This is a genomic window from Streptomyces sp. NPDC048650 (assembly GCF_043199095.1).
In the GTDB taxonomy this organism is placed as follows: domain Bacteria; phylum Actinomycetota; class Actinomycetes; order Streptomycetales; family Streptomycetaceae; genus Streptomyces.
Map to the genome: position 1 here is coordinate 467,196 of NZ_JBICVM010000001.1, position 20,980 is coordinate 488,175.

The window sequence follows — 20,980 nt, forward strand, 5'->3', positions numbered from 1 at the left end:
GGGTTCTTCGAGCCGCAGTACCGGCCAATGGCGCTGCGGGGGAGGGGCGGCGGGCCGCCACCGGGGCGGCCGGCGGGTGTCGGGCACCCGCCGGTCGGCCGCCGGGCGGCGGGTGGCTCAGAGCTTGCCGAGCACCTGGGCGAGCAGGCTGCCCATCGCGGTCGCGGAGTCGCGGCCCGCCTGCAGCACCTCTTCGTGGTTGAGCGGCTCGCCCGTCATGCCCGCTGCGAGGTTGGTCACCAGGGACAGGCCGAGCACCTCGGCGCCCGCCTCACGGGCGGCGATGGCCTCCAGGACCGTGGACATACCGACCAGGTCGGCGCCCAGGCTGCGGATCATCTTGATCTCGGCCGGGGTCTCGTAGTGCGGGCCGGGGAACTGGGCGTAGACGCCCTCCTCCAGGCTCGGGTCGACCTCCTTGCACAGCGCGCGCAGCCGCGGCGAGTACAGGTCCGTCAGGTCGACGAAGTTCGCGCCGACGATGGGGGAGGTGGCGGTGAGGTTGAGGTGGTCGCTGATGAGGACCGGCTGGCCGGGGCGCATGCCCTCGCGCAGACCGCCGCACCCGTTGGTGAGCACGATGGTCTTGCAGCCGGCCGCGGCGGCGGTACGGACGCCGTGCGCGACCGCGGCGACGCCGCGGCCCTCGTAGTAGTGCGTACGACCCAGGAAGACCAGCGCGCGCTTCTCGCCGACGCGGTACGAGCGGATCGTGCCGCCGTGGCCGGCCACGGCGGGCGGCGGGAAGCCGGGCAGCTCGGTGACCGGGAATTCGTGCTCGGGCGCGCCCAGGGCCTCGGCCGCCGGCGCCCAGCCGGAGCCCATGACCAGGGCGACGTCGTGGGTGTCGGCGCCGGTGAGCTCGCGCAGACGGGCGGCGGCGGAGTCGGCTGCGGCCTGCGGGTCGCGGGCGATGTCGGGAGTAACAGATGCGTTCACGCGGACGAGGGTAGCGGCTCATCCCCTACGCGCGTAGATGTCGCTGCCCACACGGCTGGGAACGCCTGCTTGTGTCATCGCACGAACCTGTGCCCCCGGGATGGCGCGGACCGGGGCGCGGCACCCGTACGGAGCACGCCCGCCGGCCACCGCTCCACGGGGCCCGGGGGTTCAACAGGGCCGCTTGCGCAGCTCCATCACATAGTCGTGCGGGGCTCCCGCCGACTCCGCCGCGTCCGCGATCTCGCCCAGATAGCGGGCCGACGGCAGGCCGCCCTCGTAGCCGTTGAGGACGTAGATCCAGGCCGGTTCGTCGCCGTCCAGCGTGTGCACCCGCACCCGCATCCGACGGTAGATGTCCAGGCCTACGCCCTCCCACCGGTCCATGGACTCCTCGTCCATCGGTGCGATGTCGTAGAGCGCGACGAAGATCTGCGAGCGCGGGGCCTCGACGATCGTCGCCAGGGAGCCCTCCCACCCCATCTGCTCGCCGCCGAAGGTGAGCCGCCAGCCGTTCAGCCAGCCGGTGCCGCGCAGCGGCGAGTGCGGTGCGCGGCGGGACATCAGCCGCGCGTCGAGGTTGCCGGCGTACGCGGCGTAGAGCGACATGGTTCCGAGGGTACGGGAGGTTTCCGGGTGGGCTCTTGATACCGGATTCCTACCGGAGATTCGCACAAAGCCGCTGGACGGAGCGGGCCCCACCGGCCGCGGCGCGCGTACACCGGCCCCCGGGGGGAGCGCCGCGCGCAGCGTGCGGGACAATGGAGTACGTGACTCGGATCGTGATCATCGGTGGCGGACCCGGCGGATACGAGGCGGCCCTGGTGGGCGCCTCTCTCGGCGCGGAGGTGACCGTCGTCGACTGCGACGGTCTGGGCGGGGCGTCGGTGCTCACCGACTGCGTCCCGTCGAAGACTCTGATCGCCACTGCCGAGGTGATGACCACCTTCGACTCCTCGTACGAGGAGCTGGGCATCATCGTCGAGGACGACACGCCGTACGTCGACCGGCCCGCGCGCGTCGTCGGCGTGGACCTCGGCAAGGTCAACCGGCGTGTCAAGCGCCTCGCGCTCGCCCAGTCGCATGACATCACCGCCTCCGTGACCCGCGCCGGCGGCCGGGTGATGCGCGGCCGCGGCCGCCTGGAGCCGGGCCAGTCGCCGGACGGCTCGCGCCGGGTGACGGTGACCGCCGCCGACGGCTCCGAGGAGACCCTCGTCGCCGACGCGGTGCTGATCGCCACCGGCGCGCACCCCCGCGAGATCCCGGACGCGCTGCCGGACGGCGAGCGGATCCTGAACTGGACGCAGGTCTACGACCTCACCGAGCTGCCCGAGGAACTCATCGTGGTCGGCTCCGGCGTCACCGGCGCCGAGTTCGCCGGCGCCTACCAGGCGCTCGGCTCCCGCGTCACCCTCGTCTCCTCCCGTGATCGCGTCCTGCCCGGCGAGGACCCGGATGCCGCGGCCGTCCTGGAGGACGTGTTCCGCCGCCGCGGCATGAACGTCATGGCCCGCTCGCGCGCCGCCGCCGTCAAGCGCGTCGGCGACCGCGTCGAGGTGACCCTGGCCGACGGCCGGACCATCTCCGGTTCGCACTGCCTGGTGGCCGTCGGCTCCATCCCCAACACCGCGGGCATCGGGCTGGAGGAGGCCGGCGTCAAGCTCAAGGACTCCGGCCACATCTGGACCGACAAGGTCTCGCGCACCAGCGCGCCCGGCGTCTACGCGGCCGGCGACTGCACCGGGGTCTTCGCGCTCGCCTCCGTCGCCGCCATGCAGGGCCGCATCGGGATGTACCACTTCCTGGGCGACGCGGTCACACCGCTCAACCTCAAGACCGTCTCCGCGAACGTCTTCACCGACCCGGAGATCGCCACCGTCGGCTACTCCCAGGCCGACGTCGACAACGGCCGGATCGACGCCCGGGTCGTCAAGCTGCCGCTGCTGCGCAACCCGCGCGCCAAGATGCAGGGCATCCGCGACGGCTTCGTCAAGCTCTTCTGCCGCCCCGGCACGGGCATCGTCGTCGGCGGCGTGGTCGTCTCCCCGCGCGCCAGCGAGCTGATCCACCCGATCTCCCTCGCGGTCGACAACAACCTGACCGTCGAGCAGATCGCCAGCGCGTTCACGGTCTATCCGTCGCTGTCCGGCTCCCTCGCGGAGGTCGCGCGTCAGCTGCACACCCGCAAGGCGGCGAACGAGTAGCAGGGCCTTCGGCCGCGACGGGCGCCGCCACCGGCCGGGCCCATCAACCGACCAGTGGTCAAACCGTATTCTGTGCACCCGGGTTCGGGCGGCGTCCGCCCTATACCACGACGTTCGGTGCGGCGTGCACAACTTCCGGTATTTGGTGCAACCTGCTGAAAACAGACGGTCGTTGGCGTTACTGTCAGTTTCGTGTTCGCTGCAGAACGTCGCCAACTGATCCTTGAAATGGTGCGCGCGAACGGAGCGGTGTCGCTCCGTGAGCTCGCCCGTGTCGTCCAGACCTCCGAAGTGACCGTACGGCGGGACGTGCGGGCGCTGGAGGCGGAAGGGCTGCTCGACCGCCGGCACGGCGGGGCGGTCCTGCCGGGAGGCTTCACCCGGGAGTCCGGCTTCCCGCAGAAATCCCATCTAGCGACCGCCGAGAAGACGGCCATCGCCGATCTCGCCGCGGGCTTCGTCGAAGAGGGCGAGGCCATCGTGGTCGGCGCCGGGACCACCACCCAGGAGCTGGCCCGCCGGCTCGCCCGGGTGCCCGGCCTGACCGTGGTCACCAACTCGCTGCTGGTCGCCCAGGCGCTGGCCCATGCCAACCGAGTCGAGGTCGTGATGACCGGAGGCACCCTGCGGGGTTCCAACTACGCACTGGTCGGCAGCGGCGCGGAGCAGTCCCTCCAGGGGCTGCGGGTGTCGCGCGCCTTCCTGTCGGGCAGCGGTCTGACCGCCGAGCGCGGGCTCTCCACCTCCAACATGCTCTCCGCCAGCGTCGACCGGGCGCTGGTGCAGGCCGCGGGGGAGGTGGTGGTGCTCGCCGACCACACCAAGCTCGGCTCCGACACGATGTTCCAGACGGTGCCCACGGACGTGATCACCCGGCTCGTCACGGACGAGCCACCGGGCCACGACGACCGCGCCGCCACCGAATTGCAGGCCCTGGCCGATCAGGGTGTGCAGATCGCCGTCGCGAGCGGGTCGGCACACGGCCAGGGCACGAACCAGCCCGGCGCGGAGGGCGCGGTCGGGGAGCGCAGAGCCGCCCGGCGGGATGTGCCGTTGCCCGGTCAGCGCCGCAACCTCGCACCCGGAGGCGCCGGTTCGCCGCTGCGTCCGGCCCCGTCCATGGCGGACGGACCGGGCGGTCGGGTCGCCGATCTCGCGCCACGGCGGCGCTGACGGCGTGCCGGGCGGGCCCGCCGTGGGCCCCTTCGGCGGTCAGGTGGGCAGGGCGGCGGGCCGCGGTCACCCGGCGGGCCGGGTGGGCCTCAGCGCTCCGCCTTGAGCCCGCTCAGGGTCAGCGTCAGCAGCCGGTCGGCCAGCTGCGGGTCGTCGGGGGATTCCTCGACGGCCAGCGCGATGCCGTTGGTCAGCTGCAGCAGATCGCTGATGTTGACATCGGGGCGTACGGCGCCGGCCTGCTGGGCGCGGCTCAGCAGTGCCTCGCCGGCCTCGCGCATCGGCACGCTGCACCGCGCCATCCCCGAGCTGTCGTCCGCCGACGCCGCCATCAGGGCGCGGGACAGTCCCCGGTAGGTGCTGGCGTGGGTGATGATCGCCCGCAGCCAGTCGACCAGGGCGTGACACGGCCGCGGCGCGTCGGCCAGCTCCTTCGCGTACGTCAGGAGCGCATCCACCTCGCTCTGGAAGACCGCGCCCATCAGGGCCGTCCGGTGCGGGAAGTGGCGGTAGAGGGTGCCGATACCGACGCCGGCGCGGCGCGCGATGTCCTCGAGTGAGGTGTCCGTGCCGTGCTCGGTGAAGGCGGTGCGGGCCTCCGTCAGCAGCCGCTCGTAGTTGCGACGCGCATCCGCCCGCATGGGGCGTACCGCGTGCGCCGCCGTGGCAGCCTGCGCCGTCGAGCCCTTCGCCGCGGCCCGCGCCCCCGCCGTCTCGGTCTCCATCGCCGTCCTCCCTCAACCCGGCCGGTCCCGGCCCGGTGGGTCCAGGATGCCATTGCGCACGCGGATGACCTCTCCGGCCGGAGTACGGGGGCGGTGACCGCCCGCCGGACCTCCGCCACCCGCCGCCCCGGTGGCCGGACGGCAGACACGGCGTGAACCGCCGGCATCCCTCCGGCGTCGCGTGCCCGAACACCTCGCCCGCCTGGCAACGCCACCGCCTCGCCGCCCGTCAAACCTGGCGCAACGACGTCTTCCGGGGTCTTCCGGGAGTCGTGGGACGACGTCCTGGAATGTCCGTCGTGGGGTCAGGTGGCGACGGCACGGCAGGCGGGAACTGAGGAAGAACGTCATGGGGCTGACCAGCCGGTCGCTGTTGTACGTCATGGCCGCGGTCGCCGTGGTCGGTGTGGGGCTCACCGTCCGGCTGTGGCCGCGCTTCGCCGGGCGCGGGCCACGGGCGCTGCTGGGGCGGCTCGGGTCCGTCGTGGCGACGCAGCTGACCATCGTGGCCACCCTCGGGCTCGCGGTGAACGCCGAATTCGAGTTCTACGCCTCCTGGCACGAGCTGCTCGGCCTGTACGACGACGCGCCCGCCGCGGTCGGCAGATGGGGCGACGGCGGGACGGCCGGGCCCGTCGGGGATCCGTCGAAGGGGCTCGTCCAGGCATCCGGTCCGGACGGGCTGGACAAGGTGCACGGCCTGCCCAAGGGCCGGCCGGACCTGGTCGGCAAGGTGGAGTCGGTGCGGGTGGTGGGCAAGCGGACCCGGGTCGTGGACGGTGCGTACGTGTATCTCCCGCCGCAGTACTTCCAACCGCAGTACGCCCGGCAGCGGTTCCCCGTCGTCGTCGCACTCAGCGGCTACCCGGGTGGCAACTTCCTGCTGGGGCAGCATCTGCGGCTGCCCCAGACGGCCGGACGGCTGATCCGTACGGGCCGGATGCAGCCGACCGTGATCGTGATGATGCGGCCCACGATCGCGCCGCCGCGCGACACCCAGTGCGTGGACGTACCCGGCGGCCCGCAGGCCGAGACGTTCTTCGCCCGCGATGTGCCGGACGCGCTGAAGTCGCACTACCGCGTCGGCCGCGACCCGGGAGGCTGGGGAGTGCTCGGCTACTCCTCGGGCGGCAGCTGCGCGCTCCAGCTGACCCTGCGACATCCCCGTACGTACACCTCGGCGGCCGCCCTCTCGCCCGACTACCGGGCCGCCAACGACCCCACCACCGGCGATCTCTTCGGGGACGGCAAGGATCGCGTCCGGCGGCGTCAGGAGCACGATCTGATGTGGCGGCTGCGGCATCTGCCCGCTCCGCCGGTGAACGTCCTGGTGGGCACCAGCCGCACGGGCGAGAAGAACTACCCGGCGGCCAGGGCTTTCCTGGACGCGGTCCGGGCGCCGATGACGGCGGACTCCCTCGTGCTCGACCACGGCAGCCACAACTTCGCCACCTGGCGGCGCGAGCTGCCCGCCGCCCTCCGGTGGATGAGCGGCTCGCTGACGTTCCCGGAGGACGTGGTCGGCGCCTCCTGACGGTGGGTCCGGCGCGGCCCCGCCCACCGGCCCCGGACACGGGGAGGGGCTCCCGGCACTTCACGTGCCGAGAGCCCCTCACCGGTGAGGTGGTGCCGCGTCAGTCCTTGATCTCGCAGATCACGGCGCCGGCGGTGAGGGCGGCGCCGACCTCGGCGGTCAGGCCCTTGATGGTGCCGGAGCGGTGGGCGTTCAGCGGCTGTTCCATCTTCATGGCCTCCAGGACCACGACGAGTTCGCCCTCGGCGACCTGCTGGCCCTCCTCGACGGCGACCTTGACGATGGTGCCCTGCATGGGGGAGGCGAGGGCGTCGCCGGAGGCGGCGCTGCCGGACTTCTTGGCGGCCTTGCGCTTGGGCTTGGCGCCACCGGCGACGGCGGCGCGGGCCAGCGGCATCCCCAGCGAGGACGGGAGGGACACTTCGAGGCGCTTGCCGCCGACCTCGACGACGACCGTCTCGCGGCTGTCCGATTCGGCTTCGTCGGCGCCGGGCGCGACGAAGGCGGGGATGTCGTTGCGGAACTCGGTTTCGATCCAGCGGGTGTGGATGGTGAACGGGTCCTTGGAGCCGGCGAGTTCGGGGCCGAACGCCGGGTCCTTGACGACGGTGCGGTGGAAGGGGATGGCGGTGGCCATGCCTTCGACGGTGAACTCGTCCAGGGCGCGGGCGGCGCGCTGCAGGGCCTGCTCGCGGGTGGCGCCGGTGACGATCAGCTTGGCGAGGAGGGAGTCCCAGGCGGGGCCGATGACCGAACCGGACTCCACGCCCGCGTCGAGGCGGACGCCGGGGCCGGCGGGGGCGTCGAAGCGGGTGACGGTGCCGGGTGCGGGCAGGAAGCCGCGGCCGGGGTCCTCGCCGTTGATGCGGAACTCGAAGGAGTGGCCGCGCACCGCCGGGTCGTCGTAGCCGAGTTCCTCGCCGTCGGCGATGCGGAACATCTCGCGGACCAGGTCGAGGCCGGTGACCTCTTCGGTGACCGGGTGTTCGACCTGGAGGCGGGTGTTGACCTCGAGGAAGGAGATGGTGCCGTCCTGGCCGACGAGGAACTCGCAGGTGCCGGCGCCCTCGTAGCCGGCTTCCTTGAGGATGGCCTTGGAGGCGCGGTAGAGCTCGGCGTTCTGCTCGTCGGAGAGGAACGGCGCGGGGGCCTCCTCCACCAGCTTCTGGTGGCGGCGCTGGAGGGAGCAGTCGCGGGTGGAGACGACGACGACGTTGCCGTGCTTGTCGGCCAGGCACTGGGTCTCGACGTGACGGGGGCGGTCGAGGTAGCGCTCGACGAAGCACTCGCCGCGGCCGAAGGCGGCGACGGCCTCGCGGACGGCGGAGTCGTAGAGCTCGGGGACCTCGTCGAGGGTGCGGGCGACCTTGAGGCCGCGGCCGCCACCGCCGAAGGCGGCCTTGATGGCGATGGGCAGGCCGTGCTCCTCGGCGAAGGCGACGACCTCCTCGGAGCCGGAGACCGGGTCGGGCGTGCCGGCGACCAGGGGCGCGCCGGCACGCTGGGCGATGTGGCGGGCGGCGACCTTGTCGCCGAGGTCGCGGATGGCGTGCGGGGGCGGGCCGATCCAGGTCAGGCCGGCGTCGAGGACGGCCTGGGCGAACTCGGCGTTCTCGGAGAGGAAGCCGTAGCCGGGGTGGACGGCGTCCGCGCCGGAGTCGGCGGCGGCGGCCAGCACCTTGGCGATGTCCAGGTAGCTGGTGGCAGGTGTGTCACCGCCCAGGGCGTATGCCTCGTCTGCCGCACGGACATGCAGGGCGTCGCGGTCCGGGTCGGCGTAGACGGCTACGCTCCCGATCCCGGCGTCCCGGCAGGCACGGGCAACCCGAACGGCGATCTCGCCACGGTTCGCGATGAGCACCTTGCGCACGATGGGTCCTTCCTTGGCGCTTCGCCGCAACTAATTAACGTCGCGAGTTTAGGGACTGGCGACACCGCGTGCCGAGCCGTATCCGGTGGTGACCTTGCCCACACGGAGCGTGCCGGGGGTGCCAGTGAGGGGCTTGAGTTCCCTGTTGGTCCAGGGTAGGCCCGGAATCCGCGGCTCGGGGCCAAGCCCCGATGTGGCCTAGGTCTCTGGCCGTTGCCGTTCGGCGGGTCGTCAATTCTTTGTGGAGTCCCTACGAATGGGCGAAGGAAACTTTGCGCTTCGCTCCCGCGGCCGCGAGCGCCTTCCCGTATCGCCCGCACCCTGGCCGTGCAGACCCCTTGCCCCAGCTATTACCCATTAGTAGCGTGCGCGATGTCTTCGGTACGCGCGGTAACAGCGGTACCGACCATGGCGTGGCGTAGGCGGAAGAGGGTGGGCGGGGTGGTGGCACGCAGACCGGTGGCTCTGGTGGCGGCGGTGGTGCTGGTCCTGGAGGCGCTCGGCATCGTCCTGCTCAACTGGATCCTGAGCATCGTCGTCGACCACCAGCAGATGTCCCTCGCCGGCCTGAAGCCCGGCGCGATGTCCGTCGGCGCATGGGCCGCCGGCGCTCTCTTCGGCCTCTATCTCCTCCTGTGCGCCGCCGTCATGGCGGGCATCGGGCTGCGCGACCGCGCACCCGGCGGCTTCGCCCGCATCCTCCTCATCACCTGCGCGGTGGTGCACGGGCTGATCGGTGCGTTCGCCGTGGGGCTGGTGGGCTGGCCGGCGTTCGCCGGGATGATGCTCGTCCTCGCCCTGATCGTGCTGACGCTGGTCGCGTACGGCGAGCCGCGGGCCGGGGCGGCTGGCGGCGAAGCCGGCAGCGAGGGCACCGGCGCGGCCCCCACCTCGGCCTGACCGTCGGCGGGCTCTCCGGCCCGCCGAAGACCCTGCCGAGGAGCCCGCCGAGGAGCCCGCCGGGGACGCCGGGCGGAAGGGCGGGTCCAAGGAGCGGCCGCAGCCGCCCGTAGGCCAGCCGCGGCCGTCTCCCCGCCTCTGGGTAGGCTCTGGTGGCCAGATCATCGGCGGGGGGATGCCGCGCATGGATGCGCCGGATACGGGAGTTGGGCAGAGCGGAGCCGGGCGCCGGATAGGGCCGTACACGGTGCTCGGCGGCCTCGACGGCGACGACGGCACCGGTGCGCCCGGCCGAATACCCCTGCCCGAGCGGCGCTTCGTCGCCCGCGGCGCGGACGGCGCGGCCACGGTACTGATCAGCGTCCCGCTGCCGGGCGCCGACCCCGGCCGCTTCATGGCGGAGGCCGAAACCTCCCGCTATCTGCTCGGCCCCTGGTCGTCCCCGGCCACCGAACTCGCCGCCCCGGGCACGGAGCCCTGGCACGCCCGCCCGTATCTGCCCGCGCTGCCGCTCCCCGCCGCCCTCGCCCGGCACGGCGGCCCGCTGCCCGAACGCACCGTCAGAGCCATCGGCGCCGCCCTGGTGGAGACGCTCATGGTCGGGCACGGGCAGAACCTCACCCATGCGGGCGTCTCGCCCGCCGCCGTGCTGCTGGCGGCCGACGGCCCCCGGCTCACCTGCTTCGGCGCGGTCCGGGCCGCCGCCGGGGACGGCGCCCCGCGGTCCGGTCTGCCGGGCCTGGAGTCGGGCAGCCTCCCCCCGGAACAGGCCGCCGGCGACCGGCCGGACCCGCCCGGCGACGTCTACGCGCTCGGCGCGACCCTCGCCTACGCCGCCACCGGACACACCGTCCCCGAGCGCGACGAGCTCCCGGCCGCGCTGCGGGACGTCGTCACCGGCTGCCTCGCCCGGGACCCGGCCGCCCGCCCCCGTCCGGCCGCGCTGCTGGACGCGTTCGCCCCGCTGCCGGACGACGCGCCGGGGGATGCGCCCGCCCCCGTGCAGGGCCGTTCCCACGCCTGCCTCACCCCCGGCTGGCTGCCCGGCCGGGTGGTCGCGTCCCTGGCCCGCCAGTCGGCCGGATTCCTCGCCGCGGACCTTCCGGCCCCGGCCGCCGAACGGCAGGACTGACGCGCGTATGCCGCTTCCGCTCACCCACGACGACCCGCACGACCTCGGCCCCTTCCGCCTCGTCGCCCGCCTGGGCAGCGGCGGCATGGGCACCGTCTACCTGGCCCGTTCGGCGGGTGGCCGGACCGTCGCGCTCAAGACGATGCACGCCCGGATCGCCTCGGAGGCCACCTTCCGCACCCGGTTCCGGCTGGAGTCCGACGCGGCGCGGGTGATCGGCGGCCGCTACGGCGCGCAGGTCGTCGCCGCCGATCCGCTCGCCGCAACCCCCTGGTTGGCCACCGCATACGTGCTCGGCCCGCCGCTCGACGACGCGGTGGAGCAGACCGGCCCGCTGCCCGAGGCGTCCGTACGAGCCCTGGGGGCGGCGCTGTGCGAGGCGCTCGGTCGGTTGCACCGCTCCGACGTGGTGCACCGCGACCTCAAGCCGTCCAACATCATGATCACCGCGTACGGGCCGAAGGTCATCGACTTCGGCATCGCCCGCGCCGCCGGCGCCGAGCGCCTCACCCACACCGGCAGCGCGGTCGGCACCCCGGCCTTCATGTCCCCGGAGCAGGCGGCGGGCGAGGAACACACCCCGGCGGGCGACGTGTTCGCGCTCGCCGGCGTCCTGGTCTTCGCCGCCACCGGCCACGGCCCCTTCGGTGACGGCCGCCCCGCCGACCTCCTCTACCGGGTCCGCTACAGCGCCCCGGACCTCACCGGTGTTCCCGCCGCCCTCGTGCCGGCCCTCACCCACGCGCTGGCCAGGAACCCGGCCGAGCGCCCCGGCATCGAGGAACTGCTGGCCCGGCTCCACGACGGGAGCGGGCAGTTCGCCGACCACCTGCCCGACGGGGTGCTGGCGATGATCGGGGCGCGGGCGAGCGAGGTCTGGCGGGTGACGCCCCGGCGGTTGCCCGCCCCGTCCGACGAGCCGGCGGCGTCGGAGCAGGCCCCGGTGGCCACCGGCCCGTCCCGGCGCGGGCTGCTGGTGGCGGGGGCCGGCTCCGCGCTGGGCCTGGCCGGGATCGGGGCCGGCGCCCGGGCCTGGCTCGGGCCGCAGGACCCGTCGCCCACGCCGCCCGCGTACCGCGAGCCGAAGCCCGGCCCCAGCGTCGGCGCGCCGCCCAGGAGGAAGCTCGACTCGCTCTGGCAGATCCAGCTCGGCGGCAACGACGAGGGCGAGTCGCCCGCCGTCCCACTGGTCGTCGACGGCGTGGTCATCCTGGCGCCCGGCATGAAGACGTACGGCATCGACGGCAGGAGCGGCGCGGTCGACTGGTCGTCGACGGCGGCGGACATCTGGCACCTCGCGTCCGACGGCAGGCGCGCCTACCGGATCGTGAACTTCCGTCACCCCTCGCGCAGCACGTACGCCGTCGCCCCCCTCGACACCGCCACCGGGAAGACCGGCAGGCCCGAGACCGACCTGACGGACTCCCGCGGCCGACTCCTCGCCGTCCAGCTGCTCGGCGTGTCCGGCGGCACCGCCTACCTGGCGGTGTGCCAGCGCGACACGGTCAAGAGGTACGAACGCGAGATGCCCTGGAACGTCACCGCCGTGGACCTCGCCACCGGCCGGAAGCGCTGGTACGAGCCGGTGCCCTTCCACCCGACGGACTCCGACGACCTGCACTTCCTCACCGCGACGGTCGCCGGCGGCCGGCTGGTGGCCCTCCAGCGGATGAACGACGGCACCGTCCGGATCGTGGCCCGCGACACCCGCACCGGGAAGGTGGCCTGGGACCGGCCGCTGGCCGGCGCGAAGCCGGAGGCGGTGACGTACCCGCTGACGGCCGACGGCAAGCACCTCTACCTGGGCGTCGGCCGGCTGCGGGCGCTGCGGCTCGGCGACGGGAAGCAGGTGTGGGAGGCGGCCGGTACGTACGGCCCGCCGGCCCTCAAGGACGGTGTGCTCTACGTGGTGCAGGAGGGCACCGGCCTGGCCGCGGTCACGGCGTCCGGCGGCGAGCGTCGGTGGAACCAGCGGGACGCCCACGGCGCGCGGACGGCCCTCACCGCCCTCCCGGTCATCGGCTCCCGCTACGCCTACACGCACAGTCGAAAGGACGGTGTGCTGCGCGCCGTCGGCCTCACGTCGCACACCACCGCCAAGCAGTACCGCACCACCGGGAACCGCTTCGTCGCCGATGAGCACAACAAGGTGATCATCGCCTCGGACGCGCACTTCCTGGCCGCCTTCCCCCTCCAGTGACCACCCCGGAACCCCGCCCCCACACCTCCCCGGCAGAAAGCCCCTCCCATGGACCCTCTCGGCACCGGTGACCCGCTCCGCCTCGGCCCCTACCGCCTGCTCGGTGTGCTCGGCGAGGGCGGTATGGGCAAGGTCTACGCCGGACTCGACGGCGCCGGGAGCGTCGCCGCGATCAAGGTGCTGCGGCCGGAGCTCACCCATGAGCGGCAGCTCGCCCAGCGCTTCGTCCGCGAGGCCCTCGCGGCGCAGGCGGTGCGCGGCAAGGGCGTGGCCAACGTCCTGGGCGCGCAGACCGAGGGCGGGCGGCCGTGGATCGCCACCGAGTTCCTGGCCGGGCCGACCCTCGATCAGGCCGTCGAGTCCCACGGGCCGTTCGACGAGCCGGCGGTACGCGCCCTCGCTGCATCCCTCGCCCGCACCCTGACGGACATCCACGCCACCGGGCTGATCCACCGCGACCTCAAGCCGCCGAACATCGTCCTGACCTCCGACGGCCCGCGCGTCATCGACTTCGGCATCGCCCGCCCCGAACACGGCCTCACCCTCACCGCCACCGGGCAGGTCCCGGTCACCCCCGGCTACGGCGCCCCCGAACAGGCCCTGGGCCACCGCGTCGCCGCCCCCGCGGACGTCTTCTCGCTGGGCGCGGTCCTGGTGTACGCGGCGACCGGCCACCGAGCCTTCGACGCCACCCACATCGCCGCCCTCCAGTACAAGGTCGTCCACGACGAGCCGGACCTCACGGCCGTCCCCGACGCGCTCCACCCGCTGATCGCGCGGCTCCTCGCCAAGGACCCGGCCGCCCGACCCACCCCCGCCGCCATCGCGGCCGCCTTCGCGCCGCCCCGGGGGGCCGAACGGGCCTGGCGGCGCGGCAGCGTGGCAGAGGAGATCAAACAGCGCGAGAGCGCCGTCCACGCGCTGATCGGGCCCATGCCGCCCGACGCCGGCCGCCCCGTCACCCGGCGCCGGCTGGTGACCGGCCTGGCGGCGGGCGGCGCGCTCCTGGCGGCGGGTGGCGGGGCGGTGGCCTGGTGGCCGCGCTCGCAGCCGCCCCGGAAGCCGGACCTCTTCGCCTTCCCGCCGGCCGCCCGGACGCCCGCGGCGCACGTACTGAACGCGGACGACGGCGACTACATCACCGGCGGGTCGCCCAAGAAGCTCTGGGGGCCGGTCGAGACGGTCGCCGACGACTCACCGGCGCCGCTGCCGGTGCGGGACGTGTTGGTCTTCGGTGCCTCGGGCGGCGGCATCGCGGCGGTCAACGTCGTGGACGGCAAACGCCGTTGGGCGGCCCGTGAGGTCAGTGCGCCCAGCCGCTTCCTCTCCCTCTCGGACCGGCTGATCGCCGCCGCCGACGCCAAGGGCACCCTGCGGACCTTCGTCGCCTCCACCGGGGAGCCCCGCTGGACCGCCGACGCCGACGTGCGGGCCCTGCTGGCCGCCGACGACGACGCCGTCTACGTGCTGACGAAGGACCGCAGGCTGCGCGCGGTCGGCCGCTCCGACGCCAGGATCCGCTGGACGACCAAGCCCGGCGACGGCTTCCGCGGCAAGATGGCGCCGCCGGGTGTCACGGCCGACCGCCGGCTCGTCCTGTCCACCGACGAGGGCGACGTCCTGGCCTTCGACACGGCCGACGGCCGCCAGGTGTGGGACCTGAGGAAGCAGGGGGACGGCCTGCTCCGACCCGCCGTCCACGGCACCACGGTCTACCTCAACGGCTCGTCCCTCACGGCCCGCCGAATCGGGGACGGCAAGGAGCTGTGGACGGTCGAGGAGAAGGACTCCGCGGGACGCCGGGACCGCTGGGGCCCGGCGGTCGCCTACGACGACGGCAGCGTCTACGCCGTCCACGGCTCCTGGCCCAGGAAGATGAAGGCCGCCGACGGCAGCGAGCTCTGGGACGGCCCCGGGGGGTCCTCCGTCGGCCTGCCGGTGCTCGTCCAGGGACGGGGCGCCTGGACCGTCGACGGGTACGTCCTCAGCGAGGTCAACACCGTCGACACGGCGACCGGCCGCACCGTCTGGTCGTACGAGCTCCCCGACAATGACCGCAAGTGGCTGGTGGCCGACGGCAACCGCGTGTTCGTCATGAACGGCGGGTCCCTGTACGCCCTTCCGGTGTTCTGAGCCCCGTCCGCGCCCCGGGGACGCGTCACGCGCCACCGGGGAACCGCCGCGGCCCGACTCACCGGCCCGGTACGGGTGCCTCCTCGCGCAGTACCCGCACGAACGCCCGCATCCAGTCCGGCTGGTCGTTCCAGGCGCGCGCCGAGACGACCTTGCCGTCGACGACCGCGGAACCGTCGACGAAGATCCCTCCGGCCATCTCCACATCCGGTGCGCAGGCGGGGTAGGCGGAGGTCCGGCGGCCCTTGAGGACGCCCAACGGGGCGAGGGCGACGGCCGCGTGGCAGATGTGCGCGACGGGCTTGTCGGCGTCGAAGAAGTGCGTCACCACGCGCGCGAAGTCGGGGTCGTTGCGCAGGTATTCGGGCGCCCGCCCGCCCGGCAGCACCAGGGCGGCATACCCGGCCGGATCGACCTCGGACAGCGCCAGGTCGGAGGGCCAGGAGTGGCCCGGCTTCTCGGTGTAGGTGTCGAAGCCGTCCACGAAGTCGTGCGTGACGAAGTGCAACTTCTTGCGGGACGGCGCCGCGACATGGGTCTCGTAGCCCTCCTCCAGCATCCGCTGGTAGGGGTAGAAGAACTCCAGGTCCTCGGTGGCGTCGCCGGCGATGATCAGAATCTTGGGCACGGGACGTACTCCTCGCGGTGAGATCCGGGTGATGCGGAACCCACCATGCGGCGCGCCCGCGTCCGTCCGGAATGCGACAGGCCGGGGGAGGGGGCACCACGGGCCGATTCCGGCCACTGCGGCGAGCCTGCGCCGTCGTCGCCGCTCACCCCGCCGACGTCGGTGCGGGGGCGTTCGGCGGGCTGCCCTCCTCGACGACGAAGGCGTCGCCCACCGCCAGCTTGCCCGTCCGCAGTACGGAGTACAGCGACCCGAAGGCCACCCCGCCCTGGGGCGCCCGCCGGTACGAGGCGAGCATGCGCAGCGGCTCGGGTCCGGCCTTGGTGCCCTTCTCCTGGTCGACCAGGGTCACGGCGCAGCGGATGCACGGCTTGGCGAATCCCAGCTCGGCGTCGCCGGCCCGGACCCGCCGCGCGTGGTCCTCCTGGTGCGGCGCGTCCCAGCCGTCGACCACGATGTTCGGCCGGAAACGGGTCATCGGCAGCGCGGGAGCGCCCGCCGCGGCGTAGCGGGCGTTGAGGTCGTCGAGGGTGGCCCGGGACAGGATGTGCAGGGCGCAGCTGTCGGCGTATCCGGAGGGGCCGGGGTGCAGCCCGGCCGCCACCCGGTCGTGTTCCGGCGGTACCCGGACCAGCCGACGGGGCGCGCCGAGCACCCGGGACAGCCACCGGGCGGCCTCCTCGCCCTGGTCGATGCCCTGGTAGGGCGCCCCGAACAGGTCGACCGGGGTGCGCGCCGAGTCGATGTCCACCGGGAGGCGGACGGGGTCGACTCCCGCTGTCCGTAAGGTGAGTTCGGTCCCCTCGGCGCCGACCTCGGGGCGTATCAGCGCCAGCTGCGGGTCCCTTCGCTGCGTGCGGTAGCCACCTCCCTCGTCGACCACCATGAAGCTCCGGTCGTACGGCAGCCCGGCGGGCGTGAGCTCGGCCTCGGTCAGCGGGATCCCGGCGCATCCTTTGACGGGATAGGTGAGGAGATCTGAGATGGTCGCCATGCGGTCAGCTTGCGCCACGCGGGCCGCCCGGCGGGGGTGAATGACGCCGTCCGCTCTCCGTTCAGGTCCACAGGTCGGTGATGGCCACGTCCAGGTCGGCGAGCAGGCGGCGCAGCAGCGGCAGGGAGAGGCCGATGACGTTGCCCGGGTCGCCGTCGATGCCGTCGATGAACGGGGCCGAGCGGCCGTCGAGGGTGAAGGCGCCCGCCACGAAGAGCGGCTCGCCGCTTGCGACATAGGCGGCGATCTCGGTGTCGGTGGGCTCGCCGAAGCGGACGGTGGTGGCGGCGGTGGCGGAGACGTGGCTGCCGGTCGCGGTGTCGACGACGCAGTGGCCGGTCTGCAGGACGCCGGAGCGGCCGCGCATGGACTTCCAGCGGGCGGTGGCGTCCTCTGCGTCGGTGGGCTTGCCGAGGGCGCGGCCGTCCAGCTCCAGGACCGAGTCGCAGCCGATGACCAGCGCGCCCGCCGCCTCCGGGCGGCCGGCGACCGCGGCGGCCTTCGCCTCGGCCAGGACGCGGGCCAGCTCGCCGGGGGTGGCGGCGGTGAGCGCGTCCTCGTCGACGCCGCTGACGATCACCTCGGGCGCCAGCCCCGCCTGCTGGAGCAGGCCCAGCCGGGCGGGGGACTGGGAGGCCAGGACGAGGCGGCGGGCGCCGGGATCGGGCTGTGGCTGGTGCGCTGAGGTCATGTCCGCCATGGTACGGAGCCCGCCGCGGGCGGTGGGCCGCGCTACTTGCCGAGCACGGCTTCCATGACCGCCTTCGCGATCGGCCCGCCCAGCTTGCCGCCGGCGATCTGCTCGCGGGGGATGTCCATGTCCTTGGGGTCGACGAACACGGCCACCGCGACCGGCGAGCTGCCGTCGCTCTGCTTGGCGTACGAGACGAACCAGGCGTAGGGGCGCTCGTCGTTGACGTTCGCGCCGTGCTGGGCGGTGCCGGTCTTGCCGCCGACGGTGACGCCGTCGATCGCCGCCTTGTCGGCGGTGCCGTCCGAGACGGTGTACTCCATCATCTCCTGGACCTTCCGCGCGGTGTCCTCGGAGACCGCCTGCGGGTCCTTCGGGTGCAGCGGCGCCGGCTCGGTCTTCTCCAGGGTGGACAGGTCGGGCCCCTGCACCTTGTCGACCAGGTACGGCTTCATCACCTTGCCGTTGTTGGCGATCCCCGCGACGACCATGGCCATCTGGAGCGGGGTGCTGGTCAGACTGCCCTGGCCCATGCCGGTCAGCGCGGTCTGCGGCTGGTCCAGCTTCTCGGGGTAGCCGCTGACGGCGGAGCGGATCGGGGTGAACTGCTGCTTGTTGAAGCCGAACTTCTCGGCCGTCTCGCGCATCTTGTCCGTCCCCAGCTTGTGGGCCGCGTCCAGGAAGACGTTGTTGCACGACCACTGCATGCCGGTCTTCATCGAGGCCTTGTCGCAGGGCGCGCCGGCCACGTCGTTGCCGACCTGGGTGTGGGTCTGGGGGAGCGTGTACGGGGCGGGGGCGCCGGAGGAGGCGTCGATGTCGGTGACCGTGCCGTGTTCCAGGGCCGCCGCCGCCGTGAGGATCTTGAAGGTCGAGCCGGGCGGGTAGATCTCGCGCAGCGCCCGGTTGTTCATCGGCTTGCTCTTGTCGGCGTCGAGCGCCAGGTACTTCTTCCCCTCCGCGAGGGACAGGCCGGCGAAGGAGGCGGGGTCGTAGGACGGTGTGGCGGCCAGGGCGAGGACCTTGCCGCTGCGCGGGTCGAGGGCGACCACGGCGCCCCGTGCGTGCAGGTCGGTGAGCCCCTTGTACGCGGCCTTCTGCGCCTTCTCGTCGATGGTGGTGATGACGTCGCCGCCGCGCGGTTTCTCGCCGGTCAGAATGCCCTTCGCGCGGTTCAGGAAGAGCTGGTCGTCCTTGCCGCTGAGCACGTCCTTGTAGACGCCTTCGAGCATGCTCGTGCCCTGCGCCTGCGAGGCGTACCCGGTGATCGGCGCGTACATCGGCCCGTCCTTGTACGTCCGCTTGTACTTGAAGTCGCCGTCGGTGGCCACGGAACCGGTGACGGGTTTGCCGCCGACGATGATGTTGCCGCGCGGGTAGGAGAACGCCTCGATCTTGACCCGACGGTTGTACTGGTCGTTGGCGAGCTCGTCGCCCTGGACGAACTGCACCCACGTCACGCGGACCAGCAGGGCGAGGACCAGCACCCCGCAGAAGACGGCTATGCGCCGCAACGGTCTGTTCATCGCTTCCCCACTGCCCGGGGGCACGCCGGTGGTACGCGCCCGAATTGCACTCTTCGGGTACAGAGATGCGCCGGAGGCGGGTGTGGTTGCGTGGCGCGACGGGCCGCGGCGCGGCGGGACTACCCCCAGGCGAGGAGAAACATCAGGCCCACGGCGGCCACGGCGAGCACGATGCCCATCCGGCGGAGCTTGTTCTGCACGTCGCGCAGCTCCTCGGGCGGCTCATCGGGCGGGTCGGACCACAGCATGGGACCGATCCTGCGCCCGTCCGGGCCGTGGCGCCTGAGTACGCGTACTCAGGCGCCACGGCCCGAAGGACTAGTCCGTGCACACTGCACCGATCTACCGGGAAGATGCGCAGGAACCGTGACGCATCGCACATCCGCCGCGAGGGGCTCAGTGCGGCCAGTAAGTGGTGCGCCAGGCACGCGGACCCGGGTGCGGCACCCGGGAGCGGGCCGGGACGGTGGACGCGGGGTCCGACCACTCCGTCCCGCGCGCCGGCCCCTCGGGGGCGGCGGCAGCGGCGGCCGCCGCCCGGACCTGCACCACCGCCAGTGCGGCGGCCAGTTCCTCCGGCGTGGGGTTGCCCCGTACGACCTTGATCATCGTGGACCGACCTCCTAGAGCGGGATGTTGCCGTGCTTCTTCGGCGGCAGCGCCTCACGCTTGTTGCGCAGCGTGCGCAGCCCGCGGACGATGTGGCGGCGGGTCTCGGACGGCATGATCACCGCGTCGACATAGCCGCGCTCGGCCGCGACGTACGGGTTCAGCAGGGCGCCTTCGTACTCCTGGATCAGCTCCTGGCGGCGGGTGTCCTGCGCGGCCGGGTCCTCGATCGCGGCGAGGGTGCGGCGGTGCAGGATGTTGACCGCGCCCTGCGCGCCCATGACGGCGATCTGCGCGGTCGGCCAGGCGAGGTTGAGGTCCGCACCCAGGTGCTTGGAGCCCATGACGTCGTACGCGCCGCCGAACGCCTTGCGGGTGATGACGGTGATCAGCGGGACCGTCGCCTCGGCGTAGGCGTAGATCAGCTTGGCGCCGCGGCGGATGATGCCGTCGTACTCCTGGTCGGTGCCCGGCAGGAAGCCGGGGACGTCCACGAAAGTGATCACCGGGATGTTGTAGGCGTCGCAGGTGCGCACGAAGCGGGCACCCTTCTCCGACGCGTCGATGTTGAGGCAGCCGGCGAACTGCATCGGCTGGTTGGCGACGATGCCGACCGAATGGCCCTCGACGCGGCCGAAGCCGGTGATGATGTTCGGCGCGAACAGGGCCTGGGTCTCCAGGAACTCGTGGTCGTCCAGGACGTGCTCGATCGCGGTGTGCATGTCGTACGGCTGGTTGGCCGAGTCCGGGATCAGGACGTCCAGCTCGCGGTCGGTGTCCGAGGTCTCGAGGTCCGCCTCCTCGGGGAAGGCGGGCGGCTCGGAGAGGTTGTTGGACGGCAGGTAGGACAGCAGCCCCTTGACGTAGTCGATGGCGTCCTTCTCGTCGCCCGCCATGTGGTGCGCCACGCCGGAGGTGGTGTTGTGCGTACGGGCGCCGCCCAGCTCCTCGAAGCCGACGTCCTCACCGGTGACCGTCTTGATGACGTCGGGGCCGGTGATGAACATGTGCGAGGTCTGGTCGACCATGACCGTGAAGTCGGTGATGGCGGGGGAGTAGACCGCGCCGCCGGCGCACGGACCGACGATCAGCGAGATCTGCGGGACCACGCCGGAGGCGTGCACGTTGCGGCGGAAGATCTCGGCGAACAGGCCGAGCGCGGCGACGCCCTCCTGGATCCGGGCCCCGCCGCCGTCGTTGATGCCGACGACCGGGCAGCCGTTCTTCAGCGCGAAGTCCATCACCTTGACGATCTTCTCGCCGTAGACCTCGCCCAGCGACCCGCCGAAGATCGTGAAGTCCTGGGAGTAGACGCAGACCGGACGGCCGTCGACGGTGCCGTAGCCGGTGACGACACCGTCGCCGTACGGGCGGTTCTTCTCGATCCCGAAATTGGTCGAACGGTGCCGGGCGAACTCGTCGAGCTCGACGAACGAGCCCTCGTCCAGAAGCAGATCGATGCGCTCACGCGCCGTCAGCTTCCCCTTCGCGTGCTGCTTCTCCACCGCACGGGCGGAACCGGCATGCGTGGCCTCTTCGACCCGCCGCTGGAGATCCGCCAGTTTGCCCGCGGTGGTGTGGATGTTTGCTTCCGGCTCGGACATCGGGATGCGGCTCCTGCTCGTCCTGGACTGGTGCTCGTACTGAGGGTGGTACGGGTTTGGCTACCGCCTCGTAGCGTATCGGCGGGACTGCTCTGCGGCACTGCGTCGTTGACCA

Annotated in this window: 18 protein-coding genes; 7 read left to right on the forward strand and 11 right to left on the reverse strand. The window is 72.9% G+C overall.

Features of this window, described 5'->3' with window-relative positions:
- Window positions 1-117: 117 nt before the first annotated feature.
- Together ACGFML_RS02185 and ACGFML_RS02190 are read right to left on the reverse strand one after the other, a co-directional pair.
- A complete protein-coding gene (locus ACGFML_RS02185) occupies window positions 118-939 on the reverse strand; it encodes a purine-nucleoside phosphorylase (RefSeq protein WP_393539001.1) in 822 nt (273 codons plus the stop codon).
- Between the two features lie 171 nt (window positions 940-1,110).
- Window positions 1,111-1,548 carry a gamma-glutamylcyclotransferase gene (locus ACGFML_RS02190; protein ID WP_393539003.1) on the reverse strand — a complete coding sequence of 146 codons (438 nt, stop codon included), beginning with the start codon at window positions 1,546-1,548 and terminating at the stop codon, window positions 1,111-1,113.
- 152 nt (window positions 1,549-1,700) lie between these two features.
- Here ACGFML_RS02190 and ACGFML_RS02195 point away from each other — a divergent pair, with 152 nt between their 5' ends.
- Window positions 1,701-3,146: an NAD(P)H-quinone dehydrogenase gene (locus tag ACGFML_RS02195; protein WP_393539005.1), complete on the forward strand. Its 1,446-nt coding sequence runs from the start codon at window positions 1,701-1,703 to the stop codon at window positions 3,144-3,146.
- Window positions 3,147-3,374: 228 nt separating this feature from the next.
- Window positions 3,375-4,319, forward strand: a complete 945-nt coding sequence (locus ACGFML_RS02200; RefSeq protein ID WP_393540368.1) for a DeoR/GlpR family DNA-binding transcription regulator — start codon at window positions 3,375-3,377, stop codon at window positions 4,317-4,319.
- 89 nt (window positions 4,320-4,408) lie between these two features.
- Here the strand turns inward: ACGFML_RS02200 and ACGFML_RS02205 are convergent, their stop codons facing one another.
- Window positions 4,409-5,044, reverse strand: a complete 636-nt coding sequence (locus tag ACGFML_RS02205) for a TetR/AcrR family transcriptional regulator (RefSeq protein ID WP_393539007.1) — start codon at window positions 5,042-5,044, stop codon at window positions 4,409-4,411.
- A gap of 349 nt (window positions 5,045-5,393) precedes the next feature.
- Between ACGFML_RS02205 and ACGFML_RS02210 the strand changes: the two genes are divergently transcribed.
- Window positions 5,394-6,578 (forward strand): alpha/beta hydrolase, encoded by a 1,185-nt coding sequence (locus tag ACGFML_RS02210; protein WP_393539009.1) that lies wholly within the window; start codon window positions 5,394-5,396, stop codon window positions 6,576-6,578.
- Between the two features lie 100 nt (window positions 6,579-6,678).
- Here ACGFML_RS02210 and ACGFML_RS02215 read toward each other — a convergent pair whose 3' ends face one another.
- Window positions 6,679-8,448 (reverse strand): acetyl/propionyl/methylcrotonyl-CoA carboxylase subunit alpha, encoded by a 1,770-nt coding sequence (locus ACGFML_RS02215; protein ID WP_393539011.1) that lies wholly within the window; start codon window positions 8,446-8,448, stop codon window positions 6,679-6,681.
- A gap of 408 nt (window positions 8,449-8,856) precedes the next feature.
- Between ACGFML_RS02215 and ACGFML_RS02220 the strand changes: the two genes are divergently transcribed.
- The 4 genes from ACGFML_RS02220 to ACGFML_RS02235 all read left to right on the forward strand — a co-directional run bounded on the left by ACGFML_RS02220 (window position 8,857) and on the right by ACGFML_RS02235 (window position 14,813).
- Window positions 8,857-9,348: a hypothetical protein gene (locus ACGFML_RS02220; protein ID WP_393539012.1), complete on the forward strand. Its 492-nt coding sequence runs from the start codon at window positions 8,857-8,859 to the stop codon at window positions 9,346-9,348.
- 184 nt (window positions 9,349-9,532) lie between these two features.
- Complete coding sequence (locus ACGFML_RS02225; protein WP_393539014.1) at window positions 9,533-10,480, forward strand: serine/threonine protein kinase; 948 nt, start codon at window positions 9,533-9,535, stop codon at window positions 10,478-10,480.
- A gap of 7 nt (window positions 10,481-10,487) precedes the next feature.
- Window positions 10,488-12,680: a protein kinase gene (locus ACGFML_RS02230; RefSeq protein WP_393539016.1), complete on the forward strand. Its 2,193-nt coding sequence runs from the start codon at window positions 10,488-10,490 to the stop codon at window positions 12,678-12,680.
- 48 nt (window positions 12,681-12,728) lie between these two features.
- Window positions 12,729-14,813: a PQQ-binding-like beta-propeller repeat protein gene (locus tag ACGFML_RS02235; RefSeq protein ID WP_393539018.1), complete on the forward strand. Its 2,085-nt coding sequence runs from the start codon at window positions 12,729-12,731 to the stop codon at window positions 14,811-14,813.
- A 58-nt stretch (window positions 14,814-14,871) separates the two neighbouring features.
- Here ACGFML_RS02235 and ACGFML_RS02240 read toward each other — a convergent pair whose 3' ends face one another.
- The 7 genes from ACGFML_RS02240 to ACGFML_RS02270 all read right to left on the reverse strand — a co-directional run bounded on the left by ACGFML_RS02240 (window position 14,872) and on the right by ACGFML_RS02270 (window position 20,865).
- Window positions 14,872-15,441 (reverse strand): DJ-1/PfpI family protein, encoded by a 570-nt coding sequence (locus ACGFML_RS02240; RefSeq protein WP_393539020.1) that lies wholly within the window; start codon window positions 15,439-15,441, stop codon window positions 14,872-14,874.
- A gap of 145 nt (window positions 15,442-15,586) precedes the next feature.
- On the reverse strand, window positions 15,587-16,435 hold the full coding sequence (locus tag ACGFML_RS02245; RefSeq protein ID WP_393539022.1) for an MOSC domain-containing protein: 849 nt from the start codon (window positions 16,433-16,435) through the stop codon (window positions 15,587-15,589).
- A 61-nt stretch (window positions 16,436-16,496) separates the two neighbouring features.
- A complete protein-coding gene (locus ACGFML_RS02250) occupies window positions 16,497-17,126 on the reverse strand; it encodes a Maf family protein (RefSeq protein WP_393539024.1) in 630 nt (209 codons plus the stop codon).
- A gap of 41 nt (window positions 17,127-17,167) precedes the next feature.
- Window positions 17,168-18,652, reverse strand: coding sequence for a peptidoglycan D,D-transpeptidase FtsI family protein (locus ACGFML_RS02255; RefSeq protein ID WP_393539025.1), 1,485 nt, complete (start codon window positions 18,650-18,652; stop codon window positions 17,168-17,170).
- A gap of 119 nt (window positions 18,653-18,771) precedes the next feature.
- Entirely contained in the window at window positions 18,772-18,900 is a 129-nt protein-coding gene (gene mmpB, locus ACGFML_RS02260) for a morphogenic membrane protein MmpB (RefSeq protein ID WP_393539027.1), read from the reverse strand.
- Window positions 18,901-19,048: 148 nt separating this feature from the next.
- Window positions 19,049-19,261: an acyl-CoA carboxylase epsilon subunit gene (locus ACGFML_RS02265; protein ID WP_393539029.1), complete on the reverse strand. Its 213-nt coding sequence runs from the start codon at window positions 19,259-19,261 to the stop codon at window positions 19,049-19,051.
- A 14-nt stretch (window positions 19,262-19,275) separates the two neighbouring features.
- Window positions 19,276-20,865 carry an acyl-CoA carboxylase subunit beta gene (locus ACGFML_RS02270; RefSeq protein WP_393539031.1) on the reverse strand — a complete coding sequence of 530 codons (1,590 nt, stop codon included), beginning with the start codon at window positions 20,863-20,865 and terminating at the stop codon, window positions 19,276-19,278.
- Between the last annotated feature and the right edge of the window lie 115 nt (window positions 20,866-20,980).